Source organism: Streptomyces sp. NPDC048417, assembly GCF_040651615.1.
In the GTDB taxonomy this organism is placed as follows: domain Bacteria; phylum Actinomycetota; class Actinomycetes; order Streptomycetales; family Streptomycetaceae; genus Streptomyces.
Genome location: NZ_JBEZKI010000003.1, coordinates 391566 through 417676 on the forward strand (window position 1 = coordinate 391566; position 26111 = coordinate 417676).

The 26111-nt window shown below is 70.2% G+C and carries 30 protein-coding genes; 15 read left to right on the forward strand and 15 right to left on the reverse strand.

Features of this window, described 5'->3' with window-relative positions; genetic code table 11:
- Positions 1-59 precede the first annotated feature (59 nt).
- Together AB0D59_RS06705 and AB0D59_RS06710 are read left to right on the forward strand one after the other, a co-directional pair.
- Complete coding sequence (locus AB0D59_RS06705; RefSeq protein WP_362561584.1) at positions 60-308, forward strand: antitoxin MazE7; 249 nt, start codon at positions 60-62, stop codon at positions 306-308.
- Between the two features lie 3 nt (positions 309-311).
- Positions 312-689 carry a toxin Doc gene (locus tag AB0D59_RS06710; protein ID WP_362561586.1) on the forward strand — a complete coding sequence of 126 codons (378 nt, stop codon included), beginning with the start codon at positions 312-314 and terminating at the stop codon, positions 687-689.
- Between the two features lie 63 nt (positions 690-752).
- On the opposite strand, the gene AB0D59_RS06715 is transcribed toward AB0D59_RS06710, so the two are convergent.
- Entirely contained in the window at positions 753-1493 is a 741-nt protein-coding gene (locus AB0D59_RS06715; RefSeq protein WP_362561589.1) for an SDR family oxidoreductase, read from the reverse strand.
- A 125-nt stretch (positions 1494-1618) separates the two neighbouring features.
- Here AB0D59_RS06715 and AB0D59_RS06720 point away from each other — a divergent pair, with 125 nt between their 5' ends.
- The gene (locus AB0D59_RS06720; protein WP_362561591.1) at positions 1619-2179 is read left to right on the forward strand and encodes a helix-turn-helix domain-containing protein; all 561 of its coding nucleotides are present in this window, start codon (positions 1619-1621) and stop codon (positions 2177-2179) included.
- Here AB0D59_RS06720 and AB0D59_RS06725 read toward each other — a convergent pair.
- Together AB0D59_RS06725 and AB0D59_RS06730 are read right to left on the reverse strand one after the other, a co-directional pair.
- Positions 2157-2351: a DUF397 domain-containing protein gene (locus tag AB0D59_RS06725; protein WP_362561594.1), complete on the reverse strand. Its 195-nt coding sequence runs from the start codon at positions 2349-2351 to the stop codon at positions 2157-2159. The genes AB0D59_RS06720 and AB0D59_RS06725 overlap by 23 nt on opposite strands.
- Positions 2333-3175, reverse strand: a complete 843-nt coding sequence (locus AB0D59_RS06730) for a helix-turn-helix transcriptional regulator (protein ID WP_362561597.1) — start codon at positions 3173-3175, stop codon at positions 2333-2335. The genes AB0D59_RS06725 and AB0D59_RS06730 overlap by 19 nt, the downstream gene beginning before the upstream one ends.
- Before the next feature lie 176 nt (positions 3176-3351).
- Between AB0D59_RS06730 and AB0D59_RS06735 the strand changes: the two genes are divergently transcribed.
- On the forward strand, positions 3352-3726 hold the full coding sequence (locus tag AB0D59_RS06735; protein WP_362561599.1) for a hypothetical protein: 375 nt from the start codon (positions 3352-3354) through the stop codon (positions 3724-3726).
- A gap of 23 nt (positions 3727-3749) precedes the next feature.
- A complete protein-coding gene (locus AB0D59_RS06740; protein WP_046732507.1) occupies positions 3750-4112 on the forward strand; it encodes a DsrE family protein in 363 nt (120 codons plus the stop codon).
- Between the two features lie 24 nt (positions 4113-4136).
- Here the strand turns inward: AB0D59_RS06740 and AB0D59_RS06745 are convergent, their stop codons facing one another.
- On the reverse strand, positions 4137-4538 hold the full coding sequence (locus AB0D59_RS06745; protein WP_351747012.1) for a helix-turn-helix domain-containing protein: 402 nt from the start codon (positions 4536-4538) through the stop codon (positions 4137-4139).
- Between the two features lie 107 nt (positions 4539-4645).
- Here AB0D59_RS06745 and AB0D59_RS06750 point away from each other — a divergent pair, with 107 nt between their 5' ends.
- Positions 4646-5491: an NAD(P)H-binding protein gene (locus AB0D59_RS06750; RefSeq protein ID WP_362561603.1), complete on the forward strand. Its 846-nt coding sequence runs from the start codon at positions 4646-4648 to the stop codon at positions 5489-5491.
- Between the two features lie 35 nt (positions 5492-5526).
- On the opposite strand, the gene AB0D59_RS06755 is transcribed toward AB0D59_RS06750, so the two are convergent.
- The 8 genes from AB0D59_RS06755 to AB0D59_RS06790 all read right to left on the reverse strand — a co-directional run bounded on the left by AB0D59_RS06755 (position 5527) and on the right by AB0D59_RS06790 (position 11338).
- Positions 5527-5790, reverse strand: coding sequence for a DUF3099 domain-containing protein (locus AB0D59_RS06755; RefSeq protein ID WP_351328377.1), 264 nt, complete (start codon positions 5788-5790; stop codon positions 5527-5529).
- Between the two features lie 306 nt (positions 5791-6096).
- The gene (locus tag AB0D59_RS06760) at positions 6097-6384 is read right to left on the reverse strand and encodes a DUF1416 domain-containing protein (protein WP_351708937.1); all 288 of its coding nucleotides are present in this window, start codon (positions 6382-6384) and stop codon (positions 6097-6099) included.
- A 62-nt stretch (positions 6385-6446) separates the two neighbouring features.
- Positions 6447-7286 (reverse strand): sulfurtransferase, encoded by an 840-nt coding sequence (locus tag AB0D59_RS06765; protein ID WP_362561606.1) that lies wholly within the window; start codon positions 7284-7286, stop codon positions 6447-6449.
- Positions 7287-7407: 121 nt separating this feature from the next.
- A complete protein-coding gene (locus AB0D59_RS06770; protein ID WP_350751515.1) occupies positions 7408-7488 on the reverse strand; it encodes an Ms5788A family Cys-rich leader peptide in 81 nt (26 codons plus the stop codon).
- Between the two features lie 413 nt (positions 7489-7901).
- Positions 7902-8639, reverse strand: a complete 738-nt coding sequence (locus AB0D59_RS06775; RefSeq protein ID WP_362561609.1) for a DUF2993 domain-containing protein — start codon at positions 8637-8639, stop codon at positions 7902-7904.
- Positions 8640-8859: 220 nt separating this feature from the next.
- A complete protein-coding gene (locus tag AB0D59_RS06780) occupies positions 8860-10101 on the reverse strand; it encodes a hypothetical protein (protein WP_362561612.1) in 1242 nt (413 codons plus the stop codon).
- Positions 10102-10110: 9 nt separating this feature from the next.
- Positions 10111-10365 (reverse strand): MoaD/ThiS family protein, encoded by a 255-nt coding sequence (locus AB0D59_RS06785; RefSeq protein WP_351747028.1) that lies wholly within the window; start codon positions 10363-10365, stop codon positions 10111-10113.
- A gap of 112 nt (positions 10366-10477) precedes the next feature.
- Complete coding sequence (locus AB0D59_RS06790; protein ID WP_362561615.1) at positions 10478-11338, reverse strand: alpha/beta fold hydrolase; 861 nt, start codon at positions 11336-11338, stop codon at positions 10478-10480.
- A 179-nt stretch (positions 11339-11517) separates the two neighbouring features.
- On the opposite strand from AB0D59_RS06790, the gene AB0D59_RS06795 reads away from it, so the two are divergent.
- From AB0D59_RS06795 to AB0D59_RS06820, 6 genes are all read left to right on the forward strand, one after another.
- Entirely contained in the window at positions 11518-12306 is a 789-nt protein-coding gene (locus AB0D59_RS06795) for a response regulator transcription factor (protein ID WP_362561617.1), read from the forward strand.
- A 107-nt stretch (positions 12307-12413) separates the two neighbouring features.
- Positions 12414-13436 carry a LacI family DNA-binding transcriptional regulator gene (locus AB0D59_RS06800; RefSeq protein ID WP_362561620.1) on the forward strand — a complete coding sequence of 341 codons (1023 nt, stop codon included), beginning with the start codon at positions 12414-12416 and terminating at the stop codon, positions 13434-13436.
- A gap of 318 nt (positions 13437-13754) precedes the next feature.
- A complete protein-coding gene (locus AB0D59_RS06805; RefSeq protein ID WP_362561623.1) occupies positions 13755-14903 on the forward strand; it encodes a trypsin-like peptidase domain-containing protein in 1149 nt (382 codons plus the stop codon).
- Positions 14904-14933: 30 nt separating this feature from the next.
- The gene (locus tag AB0D59_RS06810; RefSeq protein WP_362561625.1) at positions 14934-15194 is read left to right on the forward strand and encodes a hypothetical protein; all 261 of its coding nucleotides are present in this window, start codon (positions 14934-14936) and stop codon (positions 15192-15194) included.
- Between the two features lie 116 nt (positions 15195-15310).
- On the forward strand, positions 15311-16045 hold the full coding sequence (locus AB0D59_RS06815; RefSeq protein WP_362561628.1) for a response regulator transcription factor: 735 nt from the start codon (positions 15311-15313) through the stop codon (positions 16043-16045).
- The gene (locus tag AB0D59_RS06820) at positions 16042-17463 is read left to right on the forward strand and encodes a HAMP domain-containing sensor histidine kinase (RefSeq protein WP_362561631.1); all 1422 of its coding nucleotides are present in this window, start codon (positions 16042-16044) and stop codon (positions 17461-17463) included. The genes AB0D59_RS06815 and AB0D59_RS06820 overlap by 4 nt, the downstream gene beginning before the upstream one ends.
- Positions 17464-17994: 531 nt before the next feature.
- Here AB0D59_RS06820 and AB0D59_RS06825 read toward each other — a convergent pair.
- Positions 17995-18642 carry a Uma2 family endonuclease gene (locus AB0D59_RS06825; protein WP_362561633.1) on the reverse strand — a complete coding sequence of 216 codons (648 nt, stop codon included), beginning with the start codon at positions 18640-18642 and terminating at the stop codon, positions 17995-17997.
- A 370-nt stretch (positions 18643-19012) separates the two neighbouring features.
- Between AB0D59_RS06825 and AB0D59_RS06830 the strand changes: the two genes are divergently transcribed.
- Positions 19013-19747, forward strand: coding sequence for a PH domain-containing protein (locus AB0D59_RS06830; protein ID WP_362561636.1), 735 nt, complete (start codon positions 19013-19015; stop codon positions 19745-19747).
- Between the two features lie 68 nt (positions 19748-19815).
- A complete protein-coding gene (locus AB0D59_RS06835) occupies positions 19816-20529 on the forward strand; it encodes a response regulator transcription factor (RefSeq protein WP_362561639.1) in 714 nt (237 codons plus the stop codon).
- Here the strand turns inward: AB0D59_RS06835 and AB0D59_RS06840 are convergent.
- Entirely contained in the window at positions 20519-22306 is a 1788-nt protein-coding gene (locus AB0D59_RS06840; protein WP_362561641.1) for an ABC transporter ATP-binding protein, read from the reverse strand. The two genes, AB0D59_RS06835 and AB0D59_RS06840, sit on opposite strands and share 11 nt — an antisense overlap.
- Before the next feature lie 890 nt (positions 22307-23196).
- Positions 23197-24990, reverse strand: a complete 1794-nt coding sequence (locus AB0D59_RS06845) for a bifunctional metallophosphatase/5'-nucleotidase (RefSeq protein WP_362561644.1) — start codon at positions 24988-24990, stop codon at positions 23197-23199.
- 168 nt (positions 24991-25158) lie between these two features.
- Between AB0D59_RS06845 and mshD the strand changes: the two genes are divergently transcribed.
- Entirely contained in the window at positions 25159-26088 is a 930-nt protein-coding gene (gene mshD / locus AB0D59_RS06850; protein ID WP_362561646.1) for a mycothiol synthase, read from the forward strand.
- Positions 26089-26111 lie beyond the last annotated feature (23 nt).

Consider the following 26111-nt stretch of genomic DNA (forward strand, 5'->3'; position numbering starts at 1 on the left):
GCCGGTCTCGGCGTAAGTGACGGTGGCCAGAGCGGTATACCGTGCGGCATACTCGCTGCATGGCCGATACCACAGTCAAGATCGACGACGCCACCAGGGACATACTGCGAGAGCTGGCAGACGCACAGGGGCTCTCCATCAAGGAGTACCTCGCCCGGTTGGCTGTGGAGCACCAGCGTGAACGAGCCCTCACCACGGCGACCGCCGCCTTCCGCCGCGTGATCAGCGAACCCGGCGTCCAGGAGGCCTTCGACGCCGAGTTCGGCGGGCTCCCGCCCGTCACCGAAGACACCGGACGGGTGGCCTGACCCTTGGAACTGCACGTCGACCACCGGTGGTTCCTGGATCGCCAGGAAGACATCCTCCACCGCGACCTCACCGTCAACGACCTCTCCGTCCTCGTCGGCATGGCGGCTCGCCACCGCGTCAACACCCCACATCTCGACCACTCGGACCCGGATGCGTACTGGCGGGCCGCGACATTTCTCGAAGAGATCGTTCTGCTGCGCCCGCTTCCCGCCCGCAACGAGCTGTTCGGATACGGTGTCGCCGTCGCCTACCTGGAAGCCTCCGGGAAACGCGTGGAGACGAAGTTCGAACTGTGGCGCGACCTCATCCATGACATTCGCGCGCTACGACTCGATTCGTACAGCATCGCCGAGCGGCTCCGATCCTGGCGAGCGCCCTGATCAGCCGACGGCAAGGCGACCAGTGGCACCCTGAAGCACGTACCGGCCAGGCGCCCTCGGGCGTCAGGCCTGCGCGGTGGGCCGGACGACGATCTCGCTGATGTCGACACCGGCGGGCTGCTCGATCGCGTAACCGATCGCGGACGCGACGGCGGAGGGCGGCATGGCGATCTCGTCGCGCTGCCGGGTCAGCGCTGCCGCCGTCTCGGGACTCCCTCCCTTGCCCACCCCCTCGGTGTCGGTGAACCCGGGCGAGACCAGGGTGACCCGCAGGTCGGGTCCCGACTCCTGCCGCAGCCCCTCGGTCAGCACCTTCACCGCCGTCTTGGTGGCCGCGTAGACACCCATCGGGGATTTCACGACGTAGGCCGCGGTGGAGGCGACGTTGACGAACTGGCCGGCGCGCTGCCGCCGGAAGACCGGGAGCGCCGCCCCGATACCGTTCAGCAGACCGGTGATGTGCGTCGCGACCATCGCGTCCCAGTCGTCCTGGCGCAGTTCGTCGAACGGCGACACCCCCATCGTCCCGGCGTTGGAGACCAGGACGTCCAGGCGCCCGAACCGGTCGACCGCCGTGTCCGTCAGCCGCCCCAGGTCCGCACGGCGCGTCACGTCGACGACGACCCCGACGGCCGAGCCTCCCTTCGCCGTGATCTCCTCCACCACCGCGGCCAGCCGGTCCTCGCGCCGGGCCCCGAGCACGAGCCGTGCACCCTTCTCGGCGAGGTAGACCGCCGTCGCCGCGCCGATGCCGCTGCTGGCACCCGTGATCGCCACGACCTTGCCCTCGATCCCTGGTGACATGATCAACGCCCTTCCAAAGGGGATGTGCGCAGGCCAGAGCATGGCCTACGATGAAAGTGGAGGCGCCACCACTTATCCCAACGCTAAGTGGACGCGCCCCCATTTAGCAAGTCGAAGGAGATCCGGTGCGGGCTGACGCACAGCGCAACAGAGACAAGATCCTCGCGGCCGCGGTGCGGATGTTCGCCGACGAGGGCCTGGACGTGCACCTGGAGCGCATCGCCAAGGAGGCGGGCGTGGGCAGCGCGACCCTCTACCGCAACTTCGCCACCCGGGAGGCCCTGATCGAGGCCGTCTACCGCAACGAGGTGGCCCAGCTCTGCGACGCCGTCCCCGGCCTGCTCGCGGCGCAGCCGCCCTACGCGGCCCTGCACGCCTGGACCCGCCTCTTCCTGGACTACGTCACCACGAAATACGGCATGATCGACGCCCTGCGCGCCATCGCCGCGACGGGAAACAGCCCCTACGGCCAGAGCCGGGACATGATCCGGGCCGCCATCACCGCGCTGATGGACCCCTGCGTGGCCGCCGGCACGATCCGCACAGACATCACCCCCGCCGACCTGGCCACCGCCCTCGAGGGCATCGCCCTCACCTCGGCGCGCCCCGAACAACGGGACCGCGCCGAACGCCTGCTCGACCTCACACTGGACGGCCTGAGGGTCAGCGAGCGACTCCGTCGATGAAAGCCGACCAGGCGGAGGCCCCGAAGAGGAGGGCTCCGCGATCGGGAGCCTTGCTGTCACGGACGGGCACGAGGGAGGGGATGTCGGCGGCGACTTCGAGGCATTCGCCGCCGTCGGAGTTGCTGTAGCTGCTCTTGCGCCACGTCATGCTGCTCAGGTCGAGGGCTCGCACGGCACTTCCTCCAACAAACGCAAGATGAATATCCGCGACTCAGCAGGGCTTAGCGACAGGTCACGAACGTCATCATAAGTGCGGTGCAGCGACTCAACCCGGCTGGTTTCTTCGATCAGTTCGCCCCGCACGTCGTTTTCGGTATAGGCAACCGTACGGCCTTCCATCAGGCGCAGGAACATGACAGACATGCTGTCCAACCGGTGCAGCCCCGCACCAAACGGCAGTACGTGCAGGGTGATGTTCGGGCGTCCTCCCGCTGCCACCAGATACTCCAGTTGTTCGCGCCATTCCCAGGGGTCACGCAGTGAGTTGCGCAGCACGGCCTCCGAGAGAATGACGCGAAACGGAGGGGCGTCCTCGCCTTCCAGTACGGCCTGCCGTCCAATGCGCGCAACGACCTGCTGCTCCAACTCCTCGTCTTTCAAGCCACCCGCCGCCAGCGCCTCACGCACGTAGGCAGGGGTTTGCAGCATCCCCGGCGGACGACTCACGGCGTAGTGCCACAAGCTCGTCGCCTCGGCCTCCAACGACATGTACCGCCGATACTGCTCCTTGAACTGCGACGGATCCCCAACCGCCAACTCCCACATGGCCAGCAACAACCCCGGCGTCCCGTAGTACTGGTCCAGCGCCTCCACGATCTCCGGGCTTCCCAGGCTCCGCCCGCTCTCCATCTTGCCGAAGTTGGAGGCGTCCCAGCCCAGTTCCTCGGCCAGCTCCCTCAGGCTCACCCCCTTCTCGGCCCTCAGGTGCCTTAACTCCTCCGCGAACCGTTGCCTGGGCTCCTGACTACGCCCCGTCACCACGCGCCTCTGCGGCACCGCACCCCTCCCTGGTACGCCATGGAATTTATGGAATTAGCGCCGCCAGACGGGGAAGAACCGCTCGCCATCGGCGTGCCGACGCCACCTCCGGGCCATGCTCGTAGCAGCCTCGATACCCAGAGTAGTCCAACTCACGCATTTCGTATAGATGTTGGACGAAAGGAGCAAATGCCATGGAGCCCGGAACCTTGTTCTACGACACCGCCACCGACCAGGTCGGCGAGTACCGGGACCAGTCGGGGCCGTACGCGATGCTGCGTCCCGTCGGCGGCGGCAGGGAGTGGCAGGCCGATCCGGCGACGCTACGCCCAGCTACCGACAGAGAGCGGCTCAGTGCCGGGGTGCGCGCGGCGAACGACCGAAGTACCTGGGCCGTACCGTCGTCCCCCGACGACCTGAGCCGACCACCCCGGCCCGTCCCCGGCTGCGCCGAGTGCGCGGACCTCGGCGATCGAAGAGAGACCGCGCTGGTCGCGTACGACCACAGCGCGGCCACCGACGCGAACGTGCTGCTGCGCCAGCACCAGCGCGCGGAGCACCAGCCCTGACGCGACCCGATTACGCTGCACGCATGGCGAAGAAGCTCGTGATCAAGGTGACGGCCGGGGCGGACGCCCCGGAGCGGTGCTCGCAGGCGTTCACGGTGGCGGCGGTGGCCGTCGCCAGCGGCGTCGAGGTGTCGATGTGGCTGACCGGCGAGTCCGCGTGGTTCGCGCTGCCGGGGAGGGCCGCCGAGTTCGAGCTGCCGCATGCCGCTCCGCTGCCGGACCTGGTCGACTCGATCCTGGCGGGAGGCACGCTCACGCTCTGTACGCAGTGCGCGGCCCGCCGGGACATCACGGAGAAGGACGTCATCGAGGGCGTCCGGATCGCGGGTGCGCAGGTCTTCGTGCAGGAGGCGATGGCGGAGGGGACGCAGGCGCTCGTCTACTAGGACCGCGCTTTCTCGAACCGCGCTTCAGGGGCGCGGGGATCCCGCCTCGTCGTAGCGCTGCCGGGCCGTCTCGACGTCGTCGAGGTGGGTGCCGGCCCAGTCGGCGAGGTGGGCGAAGAGCGGGGCGAGGGTGGAGCCGAGGTCGCTGATCTCGTACTCGACGCGCGGCGGCACCTCGGGGTGGTAGGTGCGCACCACCAGGCCGTCGCGCTCCAGCTGGCGCAGCCGCTGGGTGAGCACCTTCGGCGTGATGCCCTTGATACGGCGCTCCAGCTGGACGAACCGCTGGCGGCCGAAGGTGTGCAGGGACCAGAGGATCGGTGTGGTCCACCGGCTGAAGACGATGTCCACGACCGGGGAGACCGGGCAGGCCAGCTCGGGGTCGGACAGGGGGTCGGGCGCGGGCCGTCGTGTCGCGGTCGTCATGAGCCACACCCCTCTGAGGTAGTCACTTTCCTCTAGGTACCTACTATACCGGCGCTGTTAGCGTCGCTGTCATCGCGGAAGACCACCGGAAAATACGGGAGTTGACAATGATCGTGGTGACGGGTGCGACCGGGAACGTGGGCCGGTCGCTGGTGGCGGCCCTGGCGGAGGCCGGGGAACGGGTGACGGCGGTGTCGCGGGGGATCGCCCCGGTCGACCTGCCGAGCGGGGTCGTACAGGTGCGGGCCGACCTGGCCGAGCCGGAGAGTCTGCGGCCCGCGTTCGACGGTGCCGAGGCGCTGTTCCTGCACGACGGCGGCACGGGCGGCCACGGGCTCGACGCGCGGGCGGTGCTGGCGGTGGCCCGGGACGCCGGGGTGGCTCGGGTGGTGCTGCTCTCCTCGCAGGGCGTGGCGACCCGGCCGGAGTCGCCCTCGCACGGCGGAGCGATGCGGGCGGTCGAGGACGCGGTGCGCGAGTCGGGCCTGGCCTGGACGATCCTCAGGGCCGGCGGCTTCGCCTCCAACGCCTACGCCTGGGCGGAGTCGGTACGTGCCGAGCGGACGGTCGCCGCGCCGTTCGGTGACGTCGGGATCCCGGTGGTCGATCCGGCGGACCTCGCGGAGGTCGCTGCCGTGGCCCTGCGCAAGGACGAACACACCGGCCGGGTCTACGAGTTGAACGGTCCGGCGGCCGTCACGCCACGCGAGCAGGCGGCGGCCATCGGTGCGGCGCTCGGCGAGCCGGTGCGGTTCGTGGAGCTGACCCGGGACGCGGCGCACGCCCGGATGGCCGCGTTCATGCCGGAGCCGGTGGTGGCGACGACGCTGGCCGTCCTCGGCGAGCCCAACGCGGGCGAGCTGCGGCTCAGCCCGGACATCGAGGGAGTGCTCGGCCGTCCGCCCCGGCCCTTCGCCACGTGGGCCCTGCGCAACGTCGAGGCGTTCCGATAGAAGCCGGGCACGACAGGAGGCGGGCAGGTCGGGCCTCAGGACCGGGGGCGCTTCTTCCCGTCCAGCTCGTCCCACCACTCGTCGGACTTGGGGTCACCGGAGGGGTCGTCCCACCAGCGGTCGTCGGGACCCCGGCGGTTCGCGACCATCGCGGCGACGGGCGGGATGACCATGGCCACCACACACATCCCCACGGCGGCGGGGACGGACCAGATGCGCACGACTCCCCAGGCCAGGACGAAGAGACCGATACAGATCCCCATCATGACGAAGTACACGCGACGACGCCGGGCCAGCATGAGTCAAGGGTAGGTCGGCGAAGAAGCTTGAGCACGGCCCCGCCCCGGGACCGCCGGACGGAGGCCGGCACAGCGTCCCGAAGCCTGCGAAGCAGTGCGAGAGACGCGTCAAAAAGGGGCCACGCGACGACGCCGGGCCAGCATGCATCCAGGGTAGGTCGGCGAACAAACTTGAGCACGGCCCCACCGCGGGACCGCCGGACGGAGGCCGGCACAGCGGAGTCGAGGGTAGATCCGGGGTTCGGGCACGGCGAAGGGCCGCGCCTCGGGTTTTCGACCCGAGGTGCGGCCCTTGCGTTCAGCTGGTCAGACCGCGATCGCGACCTCGGCCAGGCCGCCCTGCTGGGCGACGACCGTGCGGTCGGCGGTGGCGCCGGGGACGAGGGCTCGGACGGTCCAGGTGCCCTCCGCCGCGTAGAAGCGGAACTGCCCGGTGGCGGAGGTGGGGACCTCCGCGGTGAACTCGCCGGTCGAGTCCAGGAGGCGGACGTAGCCCGTCACCGGCTCGCCGTCGCGGGTCACCTGACCCTGGATCGTGGTCTCACCGGGCTTGATCGTCGAGCTGTCCGGGCCGCCGGCCTTCGCTCCACACATGTCGTACTCCTGTTGAGGTCTTGAACGGTCGGTCTGGGGACTTGCCGGGGTCTTGCGGGGTCCTACTTGTTGGCGCCGAGCTCGATCGGGACGCCGACGAGGCTGCCGTACTCGGTCCAGGAGCCGTCGTAGTTCTTGACGTTCTCGACACCGAGCAGCTCGTGCAGGACGAACCAGGTCAGGGCCGAGCGCTCGCCGATACGGCAGTAGGCGATGGTGTCCTTGGCCAGGTCCACCTGCTCCTCGGCGTAGAGCTCCTTGAGCTCGTCGTCCGACTTGAAGGTGCCGTCGTCGTTGGCGTTCTTCGACCACGGGATGTTGCGGGCGGACGGGACGTGGCCCGGGCGCTGCGACTGCTCCTGCGGCAGGTGGGCCGGGGCGAGCAGCTTGCCGGAGAACTCGTCGGGGGAACGGACGTCGACGAGGTTCTGCGAGCCGATGGCCGCCACGACGTCGTCGCGGAAGGCGCGGATCGCGGTGTTCTGCGGCTTGGCCGAGTAGGTGGTCTCGGTACGCTCCGGGACCTCCTCGACCAGCTCGCGGGCGTCCAGCTCCCACTTCTTGCGGCCGCCGTCGAGAAGCTTGACGTTGTCGTGGCCGTAGAGCTTGAAGTACCAGTAGGCGTAGGACGCGAACCAGTTGTTGTTGCCGCCGTACAGAATCACCAGCGTGTCGTTGGCGATGCCCTTCGCCGACAGGAGCTTCTCGAAGCCCTCCTGGTCGATGAAGTCGCGGCGGACCGGGTCCTGCAGGTCCTTGGTCCAGTCGATCCGGATCGCACCTCGGATGTGGTTCTTCTCGTAGGCGGACGTGTCCTCGTCCACCTCCACGATCGCGATGTCGGCGTTGTCCAGGTTGTCCTGGACCCAGTCGGCGTCGACCAGGACGTCGCTGCGGCTCATGCTCTTTCTCCTCCGGGGCAGTTGCGGCGGGGCGTGCGAGTGCGGGTGGGTGCGCGCAGGCGCGCACGGATGCCCTCGGCGTGGGAGGGCAGGGGGGATGCGGAGGCAGGGGCCTCCACCGTCAGAAGGGGCGACAGAGCATGGCGGCGACACGGCACAGGTCGACTGCCCGCCGCTTCGTGAGATCCGCCTGACGCTTCATGGGCTCGATCGTAGGGACGGATGACCGGGCATGTCACCGGCATGTCGCATGATGAGACGCGATCGTCCGGATTATGGGACGAGTTTCGAACCCGGGGCGTGATCAGGCCGCGGCCGCCCTGCCGTAACCGCCGTCACATCTACGGTACGGACGCCGCCGTCTCGACAGATGGACGGGTTTCGTAGGCCGTCCGGGCGAAGGAACTGCTCCAGTCCCCCGTCCGGGCGAACGAACTCCGCCAGTCCCCCGTCCGGGCGAACGAACTCCGCCAGTCCCCCGTCCGGGCACACGGAAAGGGCTCCTCCGCCGTCCGGGCGAACGAACGGGTCCCGTCCGCCGTCCGGGCGAACGGAAGGGGCCCTCCGCCGTCCCGGCCGATGCGCCGGGCCCGTCGGCCGCCGCCGTGGCGCCTTCTACCCGGCCAGCCGGACGTTCGAACCCTTCACCCCGATCTCCACACCGTCCGCCGCCGCCTCCACCTTGTCCAGCTGGATACCGCCGGGGAGCCGGCTGATCGCCTGCTGGAAGTCGGAGGCCTGCCGGAACCGGTCCTCCACGAGGCTGACCCCGGCGAGCTTGGGCAGGTTGTCGGCGTGCACCTGCACGGTGTTGTTCTTGACGGCGACCGTGCTGAGGACGTTCACCTTCTGGTGGGCGTCCACACCGGGGACGGTGACGTCGAGGGTGACCTTGATCTTGCCGTTGCCGCCGTCGGCGAGACCGATGACCTTGCCGGTGAAGCCGAGGCCGAGGTCGGTGGGCTGCGCGTCCACGTTCTTCAGCAGCTCGCTGTAGGAGACGAGCGCGGTACCGGTGGCGGTCCGCGCGGTGGCGGAGCTGTAGTCGCCGGTGAAGGTGACGCCCTTCATGTCGGCCTTCAGGTCCTCGACACGGATCGTCCTGCCGGCCGTGCCGGTGGTGGCGTCGTAGTCCTTGATGCCGACCTCCACGTCGTCCAGCGTGCCGCCGGCGACCTGGGTGAGGAACGGGAAGCCCTTGATGGAGACGTCCGGGGTGCTCGCGAGGCCCTCCGTCGTCTTCAGCTTGCCGGCGGCCTCACCCTCGGCGAAGTGCACGGCGACGCGGTCGACGACCACGAAGAGCACGCCCAGAATGATGACGACGATCAGGAAGATACGCAGGGCTCGCATGGTGGTGGGGTCCCCCGGGTCGGCGTTCGATAACGGCGAGTTCACGCTATCCCCGCCGAGGTCGACAACCGGGAGATTGTCGAACACCTGTGACAGGTTTGAACATCGAGTGCAGCCCGGCGGGGGCTGGTCGCGCCCGCGCGGCGGCAGCCGCATAGCGAATACAGCCCCGCGCCCCTGAAGGGGCGCCACAGCAACGCTCCCTTTACGGGCGCGAGAACTACCGCCCCAGAATCCACACCGCCGGTGCCGCCGCGGCCAGCGGCAGCGCCACGCCCGCCGTGAAGTGGACGAACTTCGACGGGTAGTCGTAGCTCGCCGCCCGGTGCCCGGCCAGCGCGCACACCGCGGCCCCCGCCCCGATCAGCGCGCCCTTGGTGCCCACCCCGGTCATGCCGCCCACCGCGATGCCCGCCCCGGTCGCGGCCAGCACCGACACGATCACCGACGCCACCGTCGGCAGCGGCAGCGCCCGCGCCACCACCGCCACCGCGACCGCCGCCGCGCCCACCGACGCCGCGTCCGGGTCCGCGCCCAGGAAGCCCGTCGCGATGATCGCCAGCGCGGAGGAGGCGACCGTGGCCATCAGTCCGTACATACGGGTGTCGGCGTCCGCGTGCGAGCGGAGCTGGAGGACCAGGGACAGCAGGACCCAGATGCCCAGCGGACCGAGGATCGCCGCCGGGGCCTGGTCGCGGCCCGCCACCAGTACCGCGGCGTCCGCCGCCAGCGCGCCCAGGAAGGCGAGGGCGATGCCCTGCCGGGCCGGCCACATGCCGTTCAGCCGGAACCAGCCCGCCGCCGTCACCGCCTGGAGGATCACCAGGGGGACCACCAGGGCGTACGAGGAGACCGGGGCCGCCACCGCCAGCAGCAGGCCCAGCAGGCCCGTCAGCAGCGCCGGCTGCATCCCCGGCTCGATGATCGGCGAGCGGCCCTCCAGGCGGGCCCGCTGCGCGTCGGTGATGCGCGCGTTGCCGGCGAGGGTCGCGGGACCGTAGCCGGAGCCGGGCGAGCCGGGCTCAGCGGGTCCCGAGCCGGGCGCGGGCGCCGGGGGCGGCGTGTGCGCCGACTGCGGAGCCTGCTGCGGCTGCGGTGCCTGCGGCTGCTGCGTGTAGGCCGGCTGCTGCTGCGCGTGGCCCTGCTGCGGCTGCGGCTGCGCGTGGCCCTGCTGCGGCTGCGGCTGCGCGTGGCCCTGCTGCGGCTGCAGCTGCACGTGCGGCTGCTGCTGTGCCTGCTGGTGTGCCTGCTGCTGTGCCGGTGCGTACGTCTGCTGGGGCATGTACGCCGTCTCCGCCGCCGGGGCCTGCGGCTGCGCGGCCTGCACCGGCGCGTGCGTCTGCGTTTCCCAGGTCTGCCCCTGCCACTGCTGGGTGGCGTACTGCTGCTCCTCGTACTGCCACTGGGGCTGGGCGGGGGGCTGCTGGTACGGGTCGTAGTCCTCGTACGGCTGGTTGGTCATCGGTCTCGGTCACCCTCCTGCGAACGGCGGGAGCACCTCGACCGTGCCGCCCTCGGCCAGCCGTACCGTCTCATGCTCGCGCGTCCCCGCGGGGTCACCGTCGACGAGGAAGGAGCATCGCCGCAGGACGCGCGCGAGTTCCCCGGGGTGTCGCGCACGCACCGCGTCCAGCGCCTCGGCGAGGGTGTCCGCGTCGTACGGCTCCTCGGCGATCCCGGCCGCGGCCTTCGCGGCGGCCCAGTAGCGCACCGTGACCTTGGGCATCAGGTTCCTCAAGAGACTCAGCAAGAACAATCAGTCGGCTGTGTAACTGTGTGGCTGTTGGCTGTCGTACCTGTGTGGCTGTGTACCTGTGTGGCTGTTGTACAGGCTCAGGCTAGCCCGCCCGGGAGGCCGCCCAGTCGCCGATCCTGGCCAGCAGCCGGTCGTCCGCGGCGTGTTCGGCGTGGCCCATGCCGGGCTCCAGCCAGAGTTCGGCCGCGCCACCGGCGGCGTCCGCGAGCATCCGGGGGTGGTCGACCGGGAAGTAGCCGTCGCTGTCGCCGTGCACGATCAGCAGCGGGGTGGGGACGATCTTCGGTACCGCCTCCACCGGGGACAGCGGCACCGGGTCCCAGTCGCGGTGGTGGATACGGGTGCGGAAGCCGTAGCGGCCGACCAGCCGGCCCTCCGGTCTGGTGACCAGCCAGTGCACGCGGCGCATGGGGGCGGTACCCCGGTAGTACCAGCGGGCGGGGGACGACACCGAGACCACGGCGTCCACCCCGGCATCCACCCCGGCGTCCACCCCGGCGGTCAGCGCCGCGTGCCGCAGCACCACCGAGCCGCCCATCGAGAAGCCGACGGTCACCACGCGGGTGTGACCGAAGCGGCGCGCCCAGCGCACCGCCGCCGCCAGGTCGAGGACCTCGCGGTCGCCGACGGTGGTGCGCCCGCCGGAGCGGCCGTGCCCCCGGAAGGAGAAGCTGACCACCGGGGCGTAAGCCGTCAGGGCGGCCACCACCCGTCGTACGTGCGGCCGGTCCACGTCGCCGGTGAACCCGTGGGCCAGGACGAACACCAGGTCACGGGAAGGTGACCGGGAGCCGTCGTATACAACGGAGGCGGGATCGTATACGGAATCGATGGAAACCCCGTCGTCCGTGCACAGAAACGTCCGCATAGAGGCGTTTCTGCTCGTCTCATATGTCGGACGAACGATGGAACGTGCCACACGACCTGCCGGACCGATGCTCATGTGGGCTATTCTGCTGGGCAGAGGACTCGGGCAGCGCCGCCACCGGGTCCTTTTGTGCTTTCGGAAGCTCTGTATACGAAGCGGGAAACTCCAGGTGACCGCGGATGCACGGAGGCTCGGGAGCGCAGCGCAGTGTCATTGCACACAGTCCTCGCAGGGACCGAGGAGGAACCAGACATATGAGTTCTCTGCTGCTCCTGACCAACGCCCTCCAGCCGTCGACGGAGGTGCTACCGGCCCTCGGGCTGCTCCTGCACAACGTGCGGGTCGCTCCGGCCGAGGGCCCCGCCCTCGTCGACACCCCGGGCGCCGACGTCATCCTCATCGACGGCCGCCGCGACCTCCCGCAGGTGCGCAGCCTCTGCCAGCTGCTGCGGTCGACCGGCCCCGGCTGTCCGCTGATCCTGGTCGTCACCGAGGGCGGCCTCGCCGCCGTCACCGCCGACTGGGGCATCGACGACGTACTCCTCGACACCGCCGGCCCGGCCGAGGTCGAGGCGCGGCTGCGCCTCGCCATGGGCCGCCAGCAGATCGTCAACGACGACTCGCCCATGGAGATCCGCAACGGCGACCTCTCGGTGGACGAGGCGACGTACAGCGCCAAGCTCAAGGGACGGGTCCTCGACCTCACCTTCAAGGAGTTCGAGCTCCTCAAGTACCTGGCCCAGCACCCCGGCCGGGTGTTCACTCGTGCACAGCTGCTCCAGGAGGTCTGGGGCTACGACTACTTCGGCGGCACCCGGACCGTGGACGTACACGTACGGCGGCTGCGCGCCAAGCTCGGCGTGGAACACGAGTCCTTGATCGGGACCGTCCGGAACGTCGGTTATCGATTCGTTACCCCCGAGAAGGGCGAGCGGGGCGAGCGGGTCAGCGACGAGGCCAGGGCGCGAGCGGAGGGTCCAAAGCCGGAGGATGCGGACGCTTCGGCGGCCCCGGAAGCGGTCGAGGTACCGGCGGAGGCGTAGTGGTGGTCCGGGCGAGGCATGGCCGTCGCCCGGACAGGGCATTGCTTCCGCAAGCGAAGCTTCGAAACGCCCTGCCCAGAGCGGGTCCATCCGCGTAGACTCCGCGCGTGGCCAAGGTGACTCGGGATGATGTGGCGCGGCTGGCGGGGACTTCGACCGCCGTGGTCAGTTATGTCATCAACAACGGACCCCGGCCGGTCGCACCGGCAACGCGCGAGCGTGTCCTCGCCGCGATCAAGGAACTGGGGTACCGGCCCGACCGGGTCGCCCAGGCGATGGCATCCCGGCGCACGGACCTCATAGGCCTGATCATCCCGGACGCCCGTCAGCCCTTCTTCGGCGAGATGGCGCACGCGGTGGAGCAGGCCGCGTCCGAGCGCGGAAAAATGGTGCTGGTCGGCAACACCGACTACGTCGGCGAGCGCGAGGTCCACTATCTGCGCGCGTTCCTCGGGATGCGGGTCTCGGGCCTCATCCTCGTCTCCCACGCGCTGAACGATCTGGCCGCCGCCGAGATCGACGCCTGGGACGCCCGGGTGGTGCTGCTGCACGAGCGGCCGGAGGCGATCGACGACGTGGCGGTGGTGACGGACGACCTGGGCGGCGCCCAGCTGGCCGTCCGGCACCTGCTGGAGCACGGCTACGAGTACGTGGCCTGTATGGGCGGTACGGCGGACACCCCGGCCGTCGGCGACCCGGTCTCCGACCACGTCGAGGGCTGGAAGAGGGCCATGGACGAGGCGGGCCTGACCACGGAGGGCCGGCTGTACGAGGCGCCGTACAACCGGTACGACGCGTACCGGGTGGCGTTGGAGGTGCTGGCAGGGCCCGATCGCCCGCCGGCGTTCTTCTGCTCCACCGACGACCAGGCGATCGGCCTGCTGCGGGCGGCCCGCGAGCTGCGTATCGACGTGCCGGGGGAGCTGGCGGTGGCCGGCTTCGACGACATCAAGGAGGCGGCGCTGGCGGACCCGCCGCTGACAACGATCGCATCGGACCGCCCGGCGATGGCACGGGCGGCGGTGGACCTGGTCCTCGACGACGGGCTGCGGGTGGCGGGCTCGCGGAGGGAGCGCCTGAAGACGTTTCCTTCGCGGCTGGTGGTGCGCGGATCCTGCGGGTGCGGGTAGTTCGTTGCCTGCGGGTGCGGGTAGTGCGTTGCCTGCGGGTGCCGGTGATCCGTCGGCCGCGGGCTCGTCGTGGTTGCTCGCGCAGTTCCCCGCGCCCCTGAAGGGGCGCTCACCGTGGCGCCCCGCTTTCAAGGGGCGCGGGGCCGCGGCCGTAGGTCCCACAGGGCCCACAGGGCCCACAGGAAACGCTTCATGAACGGTTTCTGAGAACCTCGCCCGACCTGCGAGAAGGTTCCTTATATCGGGCAAACGCGCTTCTCGCGGCGTTCTCAGCGGGCCCTCAGGTAGCTCTCATGGTCACGGGACAAGCTACTTGTCATGACCGAGAGCCTCCGCCGCAGCGGCGAGTACGAGAACCCCCAGGGCCCCCAGGGTGACGCCCACCCGGGCGCGTACCCCCAGCAGCAGCACGCCTCCGCCCCCGTGAACCCGGAGTGGCCGCCCCCGCCGGCCCACCAGCCGATGCAGCAGGCCGCCCCGCAGTTCACCGCGGAGCCGGAGACCACGCAGCTCCCGGAGTACTCGGCGGAGCCGTCGCTGGCCACGGCGGAGCACCCGGAGCACTCGGCCCACGCGAAGCAGAAGCGCACCCGGGGCCCGATAGCCCTGCTCGCCGCGGTCGCGATCGTCGCGGCGGCCGTCGGCGGCGGCACCGCGTACGCCTTCCAGAAGCTGACCGGCAAGAACGACGTCGTCTCCAGCAGCACCACCACCAGCGTGGTGCCCTCCAGCAAGAAGGGGGACGTCGCCACGATCGCCGCCGCCGTCAGCCCGAGCGTCGTCGAGATCACCGCCACCCTCAGCAACGGCACCTCCACCGGCTCCGGCGTCGTCATCAGCAGCAACGGCGAGATCGTCACCAACAACCACGTGATCTCCGGCGCCCAGTCGATCAAGGCGACGACCAGCACCGGCAAGTCCTACACCGCCGAGGTCGTCGGCACCGACAGCGCCAAGGACCTCGCCCTCGTCAAGCTCCAGGACGCGTCCGGCCTCAAGCCCGCCACCCTCGGCAACTCCGACGGTGTCCAGGTCGGCGACACGGTCGTCGCGATCGGCTCCCCCGAGGGCCTCAGCGGCACCGTCACCAGCGGCATCGTCTCCTCGCTCAACCGGGACGTGACCGTCTCCACCGACGAGGGCCAGAACCAGCAGAGCCAGGGCGGCGGCGGCAACGGCCAGTGGCCGTTCTCCTTCGGCGGCCAGCAGTTCAACGGCGACACGGGCTCGTCGACGACGACCTACAAGGCGATCCAGACCGACGCCTCGCTGAACCCCGGCAACTCCGGCGGCGCGCTGATCGACGCCGGCGGCAACATCATCGGCATCAACTCGGCGATGTACTCGGCCAGTTCGGACTCCTCGTCGTCCTCCTCGGACGCGGGCAGCGTCGGCCTCGGCTTCGCCATCCCGATCAACACCGTCAAGTCCGACCTGGCCAAGCTGCGGGCGGGCTCCACCAGCTGAAGCACGGCACGAAGAGCAAGGGAGTACGTCATGAACAAGGTCATGAACAAGGTCATGGACATGCAGGTCCCGCAGGTCTCGCACGCGATGGCCGCCGACGGTCCGGCCGGCATCACCCTGGCCCTTGCCGTGGCGTACGAGCTGCACGCGCCGACCGAGGCGGCGGTGGCCCCGGCCCCGCGCGCCCCGGAGGTCGCGCCGGCCCCGGAGCTGATGGGGCTGCGCATGTCCGCGGCCCGCCCGCACCAGCGCAAGGTGCCGCTGAGCCGGATGACCCTGGTACGCGGTTAGGGGCGTTCCACCCCACCGGCGCGCATACCCGACAGCCCGGAAACATGCGAGGCTGAGAGGCGTCCCACCGCGAACCACCGCACCCCGATCCATCACACCCCGAGGAACCGCGAGCGATGAGCCCCGCCGAAGGCGACCGTGACCCCCAGCGCATTCTGATCGTCGACGACGAGCCGGCCGTACGCGAAGCCCTCCAGCGCAGCCTGGCCTTCGAGGGGTACGAGACCGAGGTCGCGGTCGACGGGGCGGACGCGCTGGAGAAGGCCACGGCCTACCAGCCGGACCTGATCGTCCTCGACATCCAGATGCCGCGGATGGACGGCATGACCGCGGCCCGCCGGATCCGCGGGGCGGGCGACACGACCCCGATCCTGATGCTGACGGCCCGCGACACGGTCGGCGACCGCGTCACCGGCCTCGACGCCGGGGCGGACGACTACCTGGTCAAGCCCTTCGAACTCGACGAACTCTTCGCCCGTATCCGTGCCCTTCTGCGCCGCAGCTCCTACGCGGGCTCGGTGGCCGACGGGGGCCCGGAGGACGAGGCACTCACCTTCGCCGACCTGCGCATGGACCTGGCGACCCGCGAGGTCACCCGGGCGGGCCGGCAGGTGGAACTGACCCGCACCGAGTTCACGCTCCTGGAGATGTTCATGGCCCACCCGCGCCAGGTCCTCACCCGCGAGCAGATCCTCAAGGCCGTCTGGGGCTTCGACTTCGAGCCCTCCTCCAACTCCCTCGACGTGTACGTCATGTACCTCCGCCGCAAGACCGAGGCGGGCGGCGAACCCCGCCTCGTCCACACCGTGCGCGGCGTCGGGTACGTCCTGCGCCAGGGCGGCGCCGAGTGAACAGGTTCACCCGCCGCTTCCGCGGCCTCCCGATCCGCGCCCGCCTGTCGATGCTGGTCGCGGCGGCGGTGGCGTTCGCGGTGGCTGCGGTGTCGGTGACCTGCTGGTTCATCGTGCAGGGCAGGCTGTACGACCAGTTGGAGGCGGACCTGCAGAAGGTGCACGGCCCGGCGCAGATGGCCGCCCAGAGGATCCTCTTCGACTGCTCCCAGACGGTTGCGAACTCCAACGGCCTGCGGATCAGTTACGCCCAAGTGGTCAAGACGGACGGCTCGATCTGCCTCGACCCCGACTCCACGGGCGTGGTCAAGGTCGCTCAGAGCGACAAGGAGGTCATCCAGGCCGGGACCCTCGGGACCCTCTACTTCCGCAACGGCACCGACAAGGACGGCAACCCGCTGCGCGTGATGACCCAGGTGTTCGCCACCGAGAGCGGTTCCCACGTCGGACTGCTCACCGCCGTTCCCCTGAAGAGCACCCAGGACACCCTCAAGGATCTCGCCCTGATCCTCCTGCTCGTCTCCGGCATCGGAGTCCTCGGCGCCGGAGCCGCCGGCCTCGCGGTCGCCCGGGCCGGTCTGCGTCCCGTCGACGAACTCACCGAGGCCGTGGAGCACGTCGCCCGCACCGAGGACCTGAGCATCCGCATCCCGGTGGAGGACGAGTCGGACGACGAGATCGCCCGCCTGTCCCGCTCCTTCAACAGCATGACCAGCTCCCTGGCGAACTCCCGAGAACTCCAGCAACAGCTCATCGCCGACGCCGGCCACGAACTCCGTACCCCCCTCACCTCCCTCCGTACGAACATCGAACTCATCACCCGCAGCGAGGAGACCGGCCGCCCGATCCCGCCGGCGGACCGCAAGGCGCTGCTCGCCTCGGTGAAGGCGCAGATGACGGAGCTGGCGGCGCTGATCGGCGACCTCCAGGAGCTGTCCCGGTCGGAGGGCCAGCGCGGCGAACGCGTCCAGGTGGTGGCGTTGCAGGACACGGTCGAGGCCGCCCTGCGCCGCGCCCGCCTGCGCGGACCGGAGCTGACGATCACGGCGGACGTGCAGCCCTGGTTCGTACGCGCCGAGCCCTCCGCCCTGGAGCGGGCGATCGTCAACATCCTGGACAACGCGGTGAAGTTCAGCCCCGAGGGCGGCAAGGTCGACGTCGCCCTGGACCGCGGCGTCCTCACGGTCCGCGACCACGGCCCCGGCATCCCCGAGGACGAACTCCCCCACGTCTTCGACCGCTTCTGGCGCAGCCCGAGCGCACGGGCCCTCCCCGGCTCCGGCCTCGGCCTGTCCATCGTGGCCCGCACGGTCCAGCAGGCGGGCGGCGAGGTCACCCTGGCCCGCGCGAACGGCGGCGGCACGGTGGCGACGGTACGGCTGCCGGGAGCGCCTACGGCTCCGCCCGAGATGGGGTAAAGGGGTCTGGGTTCCCAGCCCAGAAGACCAGTTCCACCATGATCTGTGGGTCTGCCGCGCGCGGTACGAAGGTGTAGGTCAACCAGCCGCTTCCGTCATCGAGGTAGAAGACGCGAGGGCCTTTGGGATGCCTGGACCGTGCCGGTTCGACCCACATGCCGTCGGGCAGGTCGGCATCGGTTTCGATGCCTCGGAAGTACGGGTCCTTCGCTGTGACCAGTTCGGCACGTGCGGCCAGGACCGTCTCACGGATGTGATCGGCAGCGCGTCGAAGGCAGCGAGAGCATCGAGCCGCCAGTCCATCTGCCATGGCGGCCCCGTGAACTCATCGGTATCTCCCGAGGCTCCACCCGCAGAGCCCGGTGCCGGATCTTCGCCGCGTCTTCGAGCAGGGCCCTGACTTCGGTGATGTCACTGGATTCCGCCGCGCGAAGTTCCAGGTCGTGCGTTGCCCGGAGCCGCCGTCAACGTCGGCCCCCTTCCGCAGCGTACGGGCCAGCAGTACCGACCCGAACTCCTGCCAGCGAGCACTTACCCGCGCTTCGGGCCTGTGATCGCCTCCCCCATCACGAAACCCTTGGCGGGACCTTCGGGAACGGTGACCTCGGTGCCGTAGGGGACACGGTGGATGTCCTCCCAGTCGGCCTTGTCGGGGCGAGGCCCGGTGAAGAGGGTGACGGCGCCCTGGCCGTCGTAGTCGTCGATGATCACGTAGACGGGGATTCCGGCACGGGCGTATTCGCGGCGCTTGCGGATGCGGTCGCGGTCCTGGTTGCGTTTGCCCGGGGTGACGACTTCGACAACGAGATGGACAGCGGAGGCCGCCACCCCCAGCCCTTCCTCGACGGCATGCGGCTCCAGGTCTTCTGGAGCGACGAATGCGCCCGGGATCCAACCCTTGCGCTTGTGGATGACGTTGGTGTCCTGGTGGCACGCGTGCTCGCCACCGTCCAGGAACTTGTCCAGTGCCCGCCGCAGGCGGTTCGTGATCTGGGCGTGGGTAAGACGACCGGTGGGCGACACCTCGATGGCTCCCTCGATGATCTCAGCGCGGTAGCCCTCGGGGAGTTCCATGGCCTTCCATGCCTGCCACAGGACCTCGTCCAGGTCGGGTCCGTCGAAGAGTTCAGCCTGAGCCTCGGACATGGTCTCGGGCCTCTCATGTGCGAGAGCGGTCAAGGTGGCACCTCCTTCCTCAAGTGTGGGCTGGGCGTGCGTGTGGCACAAGCAACGCGATCACGGTAAGTAAGGTGATACGGGTGACCTGGGAAAATGACTCCAGATCGCCCGTTCGAGCGAAGACGGAACGAACCGCCACCGCCCGACTCCGACCTCGTCCCTTCGCCGGTCCCGACCGGTCACTGACACCCCCAGCCAGCCGACGGCCGGCTCCGACCGGCCGCAGCTCACCGATGCGCAGGCGGCCGGGCAGCACGTCACCGACCGGCTCGGGGACTGGACGCCCACCGCGTCCTGACGCCACAGCGGGCCGCCTTATCCTCTCTCCAGTCGCGCACCCGTTCGGTGCGCCCGGGGAGGGGCACGGCACATGGACGTGGGCGGGGTCACGCGGGAGTACCGGAGACGGCGAAGGCCGCCCGGGGCGCACCTCCTGCTGCTGGGGGCGCTGCTGATGAACGGCCTCCTCCAGACCGGCCGTCTCCACGACGACGGCGACGGCGGATTCTGGTGGGGGCCGCCGGTCTTCGCGCTGCTGATGGTCTCGGCGCTGGCGCGGATCCTGCTGGAGCAGTACCGGGCGTACACCCGGGTCACGACCGCCGGGATCACCGCGCGGGGGCCGCTGCGCTCCCGTACCTGGGCCTGGCACGAGGTGTACGACATCCGGGTGGAGCGCGCCCCGCGCGGTTCCGGGCGGATGGCTCCCCAGTGGCTCACCTATCTCTACGACTTCCAGGGCCGCCGCTTCCTGCTCCCGCACCTCAACGACTGGCAGCTGGACGACCCGTACACCGAGGTGTCGGATCTCTCGCTGGCCACCGCCCCGTACCGCAGCCTCGCCTGGGAGCCGCGTCCGGACGTCGAGGAGCGGATACTGGTGCGGGCCGCGCAGCGCAAGGCGTGGACATGGGGGGCGCACGGCGCGCTGGCGATGATGGCGGTGATGTTCGTGGTGTCCGTCGGGCTGATCGTCACGGGGCGGCCGGATCATCCCCTTCTGCTGATCGGGGGCGTGCCGGTGGCCTCGGGTGTCGTCCTGGGCGCCGTACTCCAGTGGTACTGGGCCTCCCGCCCGCCGCACTCGCCCGCCCGGCAGCCGTAAGCCCATCCACATCCCCCACCCAGCCCCGTCACAGCCCCTCGTCACACTTTTGTCAGATGGCGAGTCAGATGGCGAGGAAGATTTTGCTGGCCGACGACGACGCGGCCGTGCGGGACGGGATCGGCCGGCTGCTCAGGTTCGAGGGGTACGAGACGCTCCTCGCCGGGGACGGCAGAGTGGCCCTCGATCTCCTCGGGGCCCCGGAGAGCGAGCCGGACCTGGTGCTGATGGACGTCGAGATGCCGGAGCTGGACGGGCTGGCGGCCACCCGGCGGATCCGGGCCTCCGGGTCCACCGTGCCGATTCTGATGATCACCGGGCGGAACGCGGTGGGGGACCGCATCGTCGCCCTCGACAACGGCGCCGACGGCTATCTGGCCAAGCCCTTCGCGCCCGAGGAACTCCTCGCCCGGGTAAGGGCGTTGCTGCGCCGCAGTCCGCGGCGGCAAGCGGTGACAGCCCCGGCCGGGGACCGGTTCCTCGACCATGACGACGTCTCGATGGATCTGCGGAGCCGGACCGTGCGCCGCGGGGGCCGGGCGCTGGATCTGACCAGGACCGAGTACGCGCTGCTGGAGTTCCTGCTGCGGCACCCGGGGCGGGTGCTCAGCCGGGAGCGGATCCTGCGGGACGTGTGGGGGTTCCAGTTCGAGCCGGCCTCCAACACGCTGGACGTCTACATCATGTACCTGCGGCGGAAACTGGAGAGCCGCGGCGAACCGCGGCTCATCCACACCGTGCGCGGAACGGGGTACACGCTCAGGAGCGGTGCTACCACCTGAGGATCATCGTCTCGTCCGGTGCCGGGACCGGCTGCGCCGCGACGGCCTCCGGGAGCGGGTGGGCCAGGTGGGCGTAGGCGCCGTTGCGGGCGAGGAGTTCGGCGTGCGTGCCCGCTTCCACCAGGCGGCCACGGTCGACGACCAGGATGCGGTCGGCGTCGGGGGCCAGCGAGAGGTCGTGCGTGATCATGATGGTGGTACGGCCCGCCATCAGCCGGCGCAGCGGGGCCACCACCTGGCGGGCGGCGATCGCGTCGAGGCCCGCCGTCGGCTCGTCGAGGACGAGGACCGGGGCGGCGCGCAGCATCGCGCGGGCGATGGCGATCCGCTGGAGCTGACCGCCGGAGAGGGCGGCCGTGCCGGGGGCGATGTGGGTGTCGTACCCCTCGGGGAGGGCCGTGACGAAGTCGTGGGCGGCGGCGTCCCTGGCCGCCTGCTCGATCTCCGCGTCGGTCGCGCCCGGCCGCCCGCACCCGATGTTCTCGCGGACCGTGCCGTTGAGGATCAGCGTCTGCTGCGGGAGCAGGGCGACGTTCTCGCGGAGGAACTCCAGGGGTACGTCGGTGAGCGGGACGCCGTCCAGGCAGATCACGCCGGCGGAGGGGTCGTAGAAGCGGGTGAGGAGCTTGGAGAGGGTGGACTTGCCGGCGCCGCTCCTGCCGGTGACCAGGACCAGTTCGCCGGGGCCGGCCGCGAAGTCGACGTCGCGCAGGGAGGCGCGGCGGGACTCCGGGTAGCGGAAGGAGACGTTGTGGAAGCTGACCCAGCCGCGTACCGGCCAGGGGCCGACCGGCCGGGCGGGGTCGGTGACGGCGGGCTCGGCGTCCAGGATCTCGCCGATGCGCTCCGCGCCCGCGGTGGCCGCGGTGAGGGTGAGGCCGAGCTGGCCGAGGTTGCGGATCGGCGGGTAGAGGTAGCCGAGGAACGCGGCGAAGGCGAGGAGCTGGCCGAGGGTCATCCGGTCGGCGGAGATCTCCCAGACGCCCAGGCCGATCACGGACAGCACGCAGAGGGTCTCGACGACCTCGACGAACTGCGCGTACATCTCGCTGAGCCGGGCGCCACGCACGCTCGCCCGCATCCAGGCGCGGGCCTCGACGTCGAGGCGCTTCTCCTCGTCCCGGCGGCGGTTGTACGCCTGGGTGAGGACGACGTTGCCGAGGGACTCCTCGACCACGGAGGTGATCGCGCCGTCGGCGACCCGCTCGTCCTGGGAGGCCGTCCTGATCCGGCCGGAGAAGCGGCGGGCGGCCAGCAGGAACAGGGGCGCCAGGACGAAGGTGGCCAGGGCCAGGTCCCAGCGCAGCCAGAAGGCGGCGGCCGCGTAGAAGACGGCGGAGAAGGCGGCGGCGACGGTGCCGACGACACCCGAGACGACCATCTGCTCGATGGCCTCGACGTCACCGGTGAGCCGCTCCACCAGGTCGCCCTGGCGGTGCCGCTGGAAGAAGTGCGGGGGCAGGTCCTGGACGTGCCGGAAGACCTTGGCGCGCAGGCGCAGCACGAATCGCTCGGCGGTCCAGGTGGCCAGCGAGTTGCCGAGGTAGCCGACGAACGCGCCCAGTGCGGCGACCAGCAGCCAGGCGCCGGCCGGGCCCCAGAAGGCGGAGAGCGAACCGGCCTTGAGGGCGTTGTCGGTGAGGTCGGCGAAGAGCAGGATCGCGGCGGTCTCGGCGAGCGCGGACACCACCACGCAGGCGATGATCGCGCCGAGCCACCTGCGGTCGCCGCGGGTCAGCGGCCAGAAGCGGCGGAAGGCCACCCGGGCTTCTCTCATGGTCGACAACTCCCTTCAGAGGTATCGGTGGGGGGGTGTACAGGGCCAGGTCCGGGCGGACATGGCCGAGGCGGGGCCACCGGTTGCGACCACGCCTGACCGGTGACCCCGCCTCGCCGCGTGCCTCAGTTCTGGTCGCCGACCGGGCGGCGCTTGGGGGCGGGCTTCTTCGGCGCGGGCTTCTTCGGGGCCGGGGCCGGCTTGTGGTGCTTCTTGACGGGGACGATCTTGTGGAAGCTCATGGTGCTGTTCCTCTCTGTCGTGGCCCCTGCCGGGGCCTCTGTCGTGGTTCTGCAACAGTTCCTCTACCGCTCTGCTGCAACGACCTGTGAATTGATTTGAATTACGTCTGTAAATTCTTTGTCAGTTCTGGTCGCCGACCGGGCGGCGCTTGGGGGCGGGCTTCTTCGGCGCGGGCTTCTTCGGGGCCGGAGCGGGCTTGTGGTGCTTCTTGACGGGGACGATCTTGTGGAAGCTCATGATGGTTCCTTCTCTGATTCTTAAGGTCGGCTCAGGCTGTTTTTACGCGCGGCTTACCGGTGTCTACCGCTGACCCACAGGGCGCTTGGGCTGCGACTTCTTGCAGTCCTTCTTCTTCGGCGCCGGCTTCGGGGCGGGCTTGGCGGTCTTCTTCACCGGGACGATCTTGTGGAAGCTCATGTTCTTCTCCTTCGCTCTGCCGTTTGCGCCGTTCGCTTTCGACATGGAAAACATTACGGGATCCGCGAGCCGAAGAAAGCCATTTTCAGTTAGACCTCGATGAATTGCGGCTGAGATGAATTTTCAGGAGCAACGCGGAACCAAACACCACCTCACACAGGTTTTATAAAACAGAACGGGCCCGGTGCGCGCGGACGCGCGCACCGGGCCCGAGGGCTGGTGTGGGGTGGCTACTGCACGATCGTGATCCGGTCCGCGGCCGGCGGCGCGAGCGGGGCCGTGGCCGAGGAGTTGGCCGTCAGGTACTCCGCAAGGGCGGACAGGTCGTCGGTGCCGACGACGTCGCCGGTGCCCTGGCCGAGGGTGGTGAAGCCGTCGCCGCCGCCCGCGAGGAAGGAGTTGGTGGCGACGCGGTAGGTGGCCGCCGGGTCGATGGCGGTGCCGTTCAGCTTCACGGAGTCGGTGACGACGCGGTCCGCGCCCGTCTTCGTCATGTCCAGGGTGTAGGTGAGCCCCTCGGACGGCAGCAGGATCTTCGGCGCGGCCGCGTTGCCGCCGCTCACCTGCTCCCTCAGCACCTGGATGACCTGGGCCCCGGTGAAGTCCTGGAGGTTGACGGTGTTGGCGAACGGCTGGACCGTGAAGCCCTCGGCGTAGGTCACCACGCCGTCGCCCTCGCTCCCCTTGGCCGCGTACGTCAGGCCGGCCCGCACCCCGCCCGGGTTCATCAGGGCCAGGTCGGTCTCCGGGTCCAGCTCCTTGCCGTACGCGAACTGGGCGTCGGCGATCAGGTCGCCCATCGGGGACTCGGTGCCGGTGCTGTTGACGTCGGCGGAGATGTAGCCGATGGCACGGTTGCCGATCGGGGCGGCGAGGGTGTTCCACTTGCCGATCAGCGCGGTCATGTCGGGCGCCTTGGCGACGTCCCGGGTGACCACGTGGTTCGCCGACTTTACGGCCGTACGCACGATGTCGCCGGTGCGGCGGTCGTACGTGAGGGTGGTGTCCGTGTACAGGCGCCCGAAGGAGGCGGCCGAGGTGACCATGCGGGGCCTGCCGGACGGGTCGTCGATCGTGCAGACGTACGCGGTGTGGGTGTGCCCGGTGACGAGCGCGTCCACGGCCGGCGTCACGTTCTTCGCGATGTCGACGATCGGTCCGGAGATGCCGCTGCCGGCGCCCGAGGAGTCGCAGTCGTAGTTGTAGTTGGCGGAGGCCGGGAACCCGCCCTCGTGGACCAGCGCCACGATCGACTGGACGCCCTGGCGCTGGAGCACCTTGGCGTACTTGTTGATCGTCTCGACCTCGTCCTTGAAGGCCAGCCCCTTGACGCCGTCGGCGGAGACGATGCCGGGCGTGCCCTCCAGGGTGACGCCGATGAAGCCGATCTTGACGTCCTTCTTCTTCCAGACCCAGTACGGCTTGAGGATCGGCTGGTCCGTCTTCTCGTCGAGGACGTTGGCGGCCAGGTAGGGGAAGTCGGCGCCCTTGAACTTCTTGTCCGTGTAGCAGCCGTCCGTGGGGTGGCAGCCGCCGTTCTGCAGGCGCGCGAGTTCCCTGGCGCCCTCGTCGAACTCGTGGTTGCCGACCGTCGTCACGTCCAGGTCGAGCTTGTTGAGCGCCTCGATGGTGGGCTCGTCGTGGAAGAGCCCGGAGATCAGCGGGGAGGCGCCGACCATGTCACCGCCGGCGGCCGTGACGGAGTACGGGTTGCCCTTGCGGGCCTGGCGCAGGTGGGTCGCGAGGTACTCGACACCGCCCGCGTCGATCGTCTTGGTCGTCCCGTCGGCCTGGGTTTCGGTGACCCGGCCGGAGGAGCCGGCCGGCGGCTCCAGGTTGCCGTGCAGGTCGTTGAAGGAGAGGAGCTGGACGTCCTGGTAGCGGCCGGGGTGGTGCCCGTGCCCCTTGCCGGTGTGCGCGTCGGCGGGCAGCGCACTCGCCAGCGCGGCGGCGGTGGCGAGCGCGGCGGCGGACGCGAGCAGAGCGTACATACGGCGTCTGGACGGTCTGGGCTTCGCTTGCATGGAACCCCCCTGTGGGTCTGCTGAGAAGTGGCCCGGTCCGGCGCAGCCTAGGATCAACGCGCGTAGCGCAACAGGGGGTTCATGGTTACATCCTGGTTGCCTTTTGCCCCGCCCTTTACCTTCGCCCTTGCCCCCACTTTGCCCGTCCGGACCCGTACCCTCGTACGCATGACCAGCGACGACACCGCACGGCCGCCCATGTACTCCCGCTCCATCGACACCTACTCCGCGCTCACCCCGGACCGGGCCGAGGCCGTGCTGGGGCTGCTGGCGGAGGCGGCCCGGGCCGACGGCCAGCAGCCGGTGTCCGAGCAGGGCCGTATCCAGATCCGCGGCGGCGCCCGCGAGGGCGTCTCCCATCTGCTGCTCACCGTCGGCGACGAACTCGTGGGCTACGCCCAGCTGGAGGACACCGACCCGGTGGAGGCACCGGCCGCGGAGCTCGTCGTCCACCCCTCCCACCGGGGCCACGGCCACGGCCGCGCCCTCGGCTCCGCCCTTCTCGCGGCCTCCGGCAAGCGGCTGCGCGTCTGGGCCCACGGCGGCCACTCGGCGGCCCGCCACCTCGCCCAGGTCCTCGGCCTCACCCTGTTCCGCGAACTGCGCCAGATGCGCCGCCCGTTGACGGACCTGGACCTGCCCGACCCGAAGCTCCCCGAGGGCGTGACGGTCCGCGCGTTCGTCCCCGGCCAGGACGACACGGCCTGGCTCGCCCTGAACGCGGCCGCCTTCGCCCACCACCCCGAACAGGGCTCGCTCACCCAGCGCGACCTGGACGACCGCAAGTCCCAGCCCTGGTTCGACCCGGCCGGCTTCTTCCTCGCCGAACGCGCGGGCGAACTCGTCGGCTTCCACTGGACGAAGGTCCACGACCAGGAGGGCCTGGGCGAGGTCTACGTCCTCGGCGTCTCCCCCGCCGCCCAGGGCGGCGGCCTCGGCAAGTCCCTCACCACCATCGGCCTGCGCCATCTGTCCGACCGGGGCCTGCCGACGGCGATGCTCTACGTCGACGCCGACAACACGGCGGCGGTGGCGGTCTACGAACGCCTGGGCTTCACGACCCACGAGACGGACCTGATGTACCGCACGGAGACGTGAGGAACGGGCAGGGCCGAAGGCAG

Excerpts from the sequence above, each read along its gene's own strand:
- AB0D59_RS06705 (WP_362561584.1), top strand. The coding sequence starts at position 60 with ATGGCCGATACCACAGTCAAGATCGACGACGCCACCAGGGACATACTG.
- AB0D59_RS06715 (WP_362561589.1), bottom strand. The coding sequence starts at position 1,493 with ATGTCACCAGGGATCGAGGGCAAGGTCGTGGCGATCACGGGTGCCAGC.
- AB0D59_RS06735 (WP_362561599.1), top strand. The coding sequence starts at position 3,352 with ATGGAGCCCGGAACCTTGTTCTACGACACCGCCACCGACCAGGTCGGC.
- AB0D59_RS06740 (WP_046732507.1), top strand. The coding sequence starts at position 3,750 with ATGGCGAAGAAGCTCGTGATCAAGGTGACGGCCGGGGCGGACGCCCCG.
- AB0D59_RS06745 (WP_351747012.1), bottom strand. The coding sequence starts at position 4,538 with ATGACGACCGCGACACGACGGCCCGCGCCCGACCCCCTGTCCGACCCC.
- AB0D59_RS06750 (WP_362561603.1), top strand. The coding sequence starts at position 4,646 with ATGATCGTGGTGACGGGTGCGACCGGGAACGTGGGCCGGTCGCTGGTG.
- AB0D59_RS06755 (WP_351328377.1), bottom strand. The coding sequence starts at position 5,790 with ATGCTGGCCCGGCGTCGTCGCGTGTACTTCGTCATGATGGGGATCTGT.
- AB0D59_RS06760 (WP_351708937.1), bottom strand. The coding sequence starts at position 6,384 with ATGTGTGGAGCGAAGGCCGGCGGCCCGGACAGCTCGACGATCAAGCCC.
- AB0D59_RS06765 (WP_362561606.1), bottom strand. The coding sequence starts at position 7,286 with ATGAGCCGCAGCGACGTCCTGGTCGACGCCGACTGGGTCCAGGACAAC.
- AB0D59_RS06770 (WP_350751515.1), bottom strand. The coding sequence starts at position 7,488 with ATGAAGCGTCAGGCGGATCTCACGAAGCGGCGGGCAGTCGACCTGTGC.
- AB0D59_RS06775 (WP_362561609.1), bottom strand. The coding sequence starts at position 8,639 with ATGCGAGCCCTGCGTATCTTCCTGATCGTCGTCATCATTCTGGGCGTG.
- AB0D59_RS06780 (WP_362561612.1), bottom strand. The coding sequence starts at position 10,101 with ATGACCAACCAGCCGTACGAGGACTACGACCCGTACCAGCAGCCCCCC.
- AB0D59_RS06785 (WP_351747028.1), bottom strand. The coding sequence starts at position 10,365 with ATGCCCAAGGTCACGGTGCGCTACTGGGCCGCCGCGAAGGCCGCGGCC.
- AB0D59_RS06790 (WP_362561615.1), bottom strand. The coding sequence starts at position 11,338 with ATGAGCATCGGTCCGGCAGGTCGTGTGGCACGTTCCATCGTTCGTCCG.
- AB0D59_RS06795 (WP_362561617.1), top strand. The coding sequence starts at position 11,518 with ATGAGTTCTCTGCTGCTCCTGACCAACGCCCTCCAGCCGTCGACGGAG.
- AB0D59_RS06805 (WP_362561623.1), top strand. The coding sequence starts at position 13,755 with ATGACCGAGAGCCTCCGCCGCAGCGGCGAGTACGAGAACCCCCAGGGC.
- AB0D59_RS06810 (WP_362561625.1), top strand. The coding sequence starts at position 14,934 with ATGAACAAGGTCATGAACAAGGTCATGGACATGCAGGTCCCGCAGGTC.
- AB0D59_RS06815 (WP_362561628.1), top strand. The coding sequence starts at position 15,311 with ATGAGCCCCGCCGAAGGCGACCGTGACCCCCAGCGCATTCTGATCGTC.
- AB0D59_RS06830 (WP_362561636.1), top strand. The coding sequence starts at position 19,013 with ATGGACGTGGGCGGGGTCACGCGGGAGTACCGGAGACGGCGAAGGCCG.
- AB0D59_RS06835 (WP_362561639.1), top strand. The coding sequence starts at position 19,816 with ATGGCGAGGAAGATTTTGCTGGCCGACGACGACGCGGCCGTGCGGGAC.
- AB0D59_RS06840 (WP_362561641.1), bottom strand. The coding sequence starts at position 22,306 with ATGAGAGAAGCCCGGGTGGCCTTCCGCCGCTTCTGGCCGCTGACCCGC.
- AB0D59_RS06845 (WP_362561644.1), bottom strand. The coding sequence starts at position 24,990 with ATGCAAGCGAAGCCCAGACCGTCCAGACGCCGTATGTACGCTCTGCTC.
- mshD (WP_362561646.1), top strand. The coding sequence starts at position 25,159 with ATGACCAGCGACGACACCGCACGGCCGCCCATGTACTCCCGCTCCATC.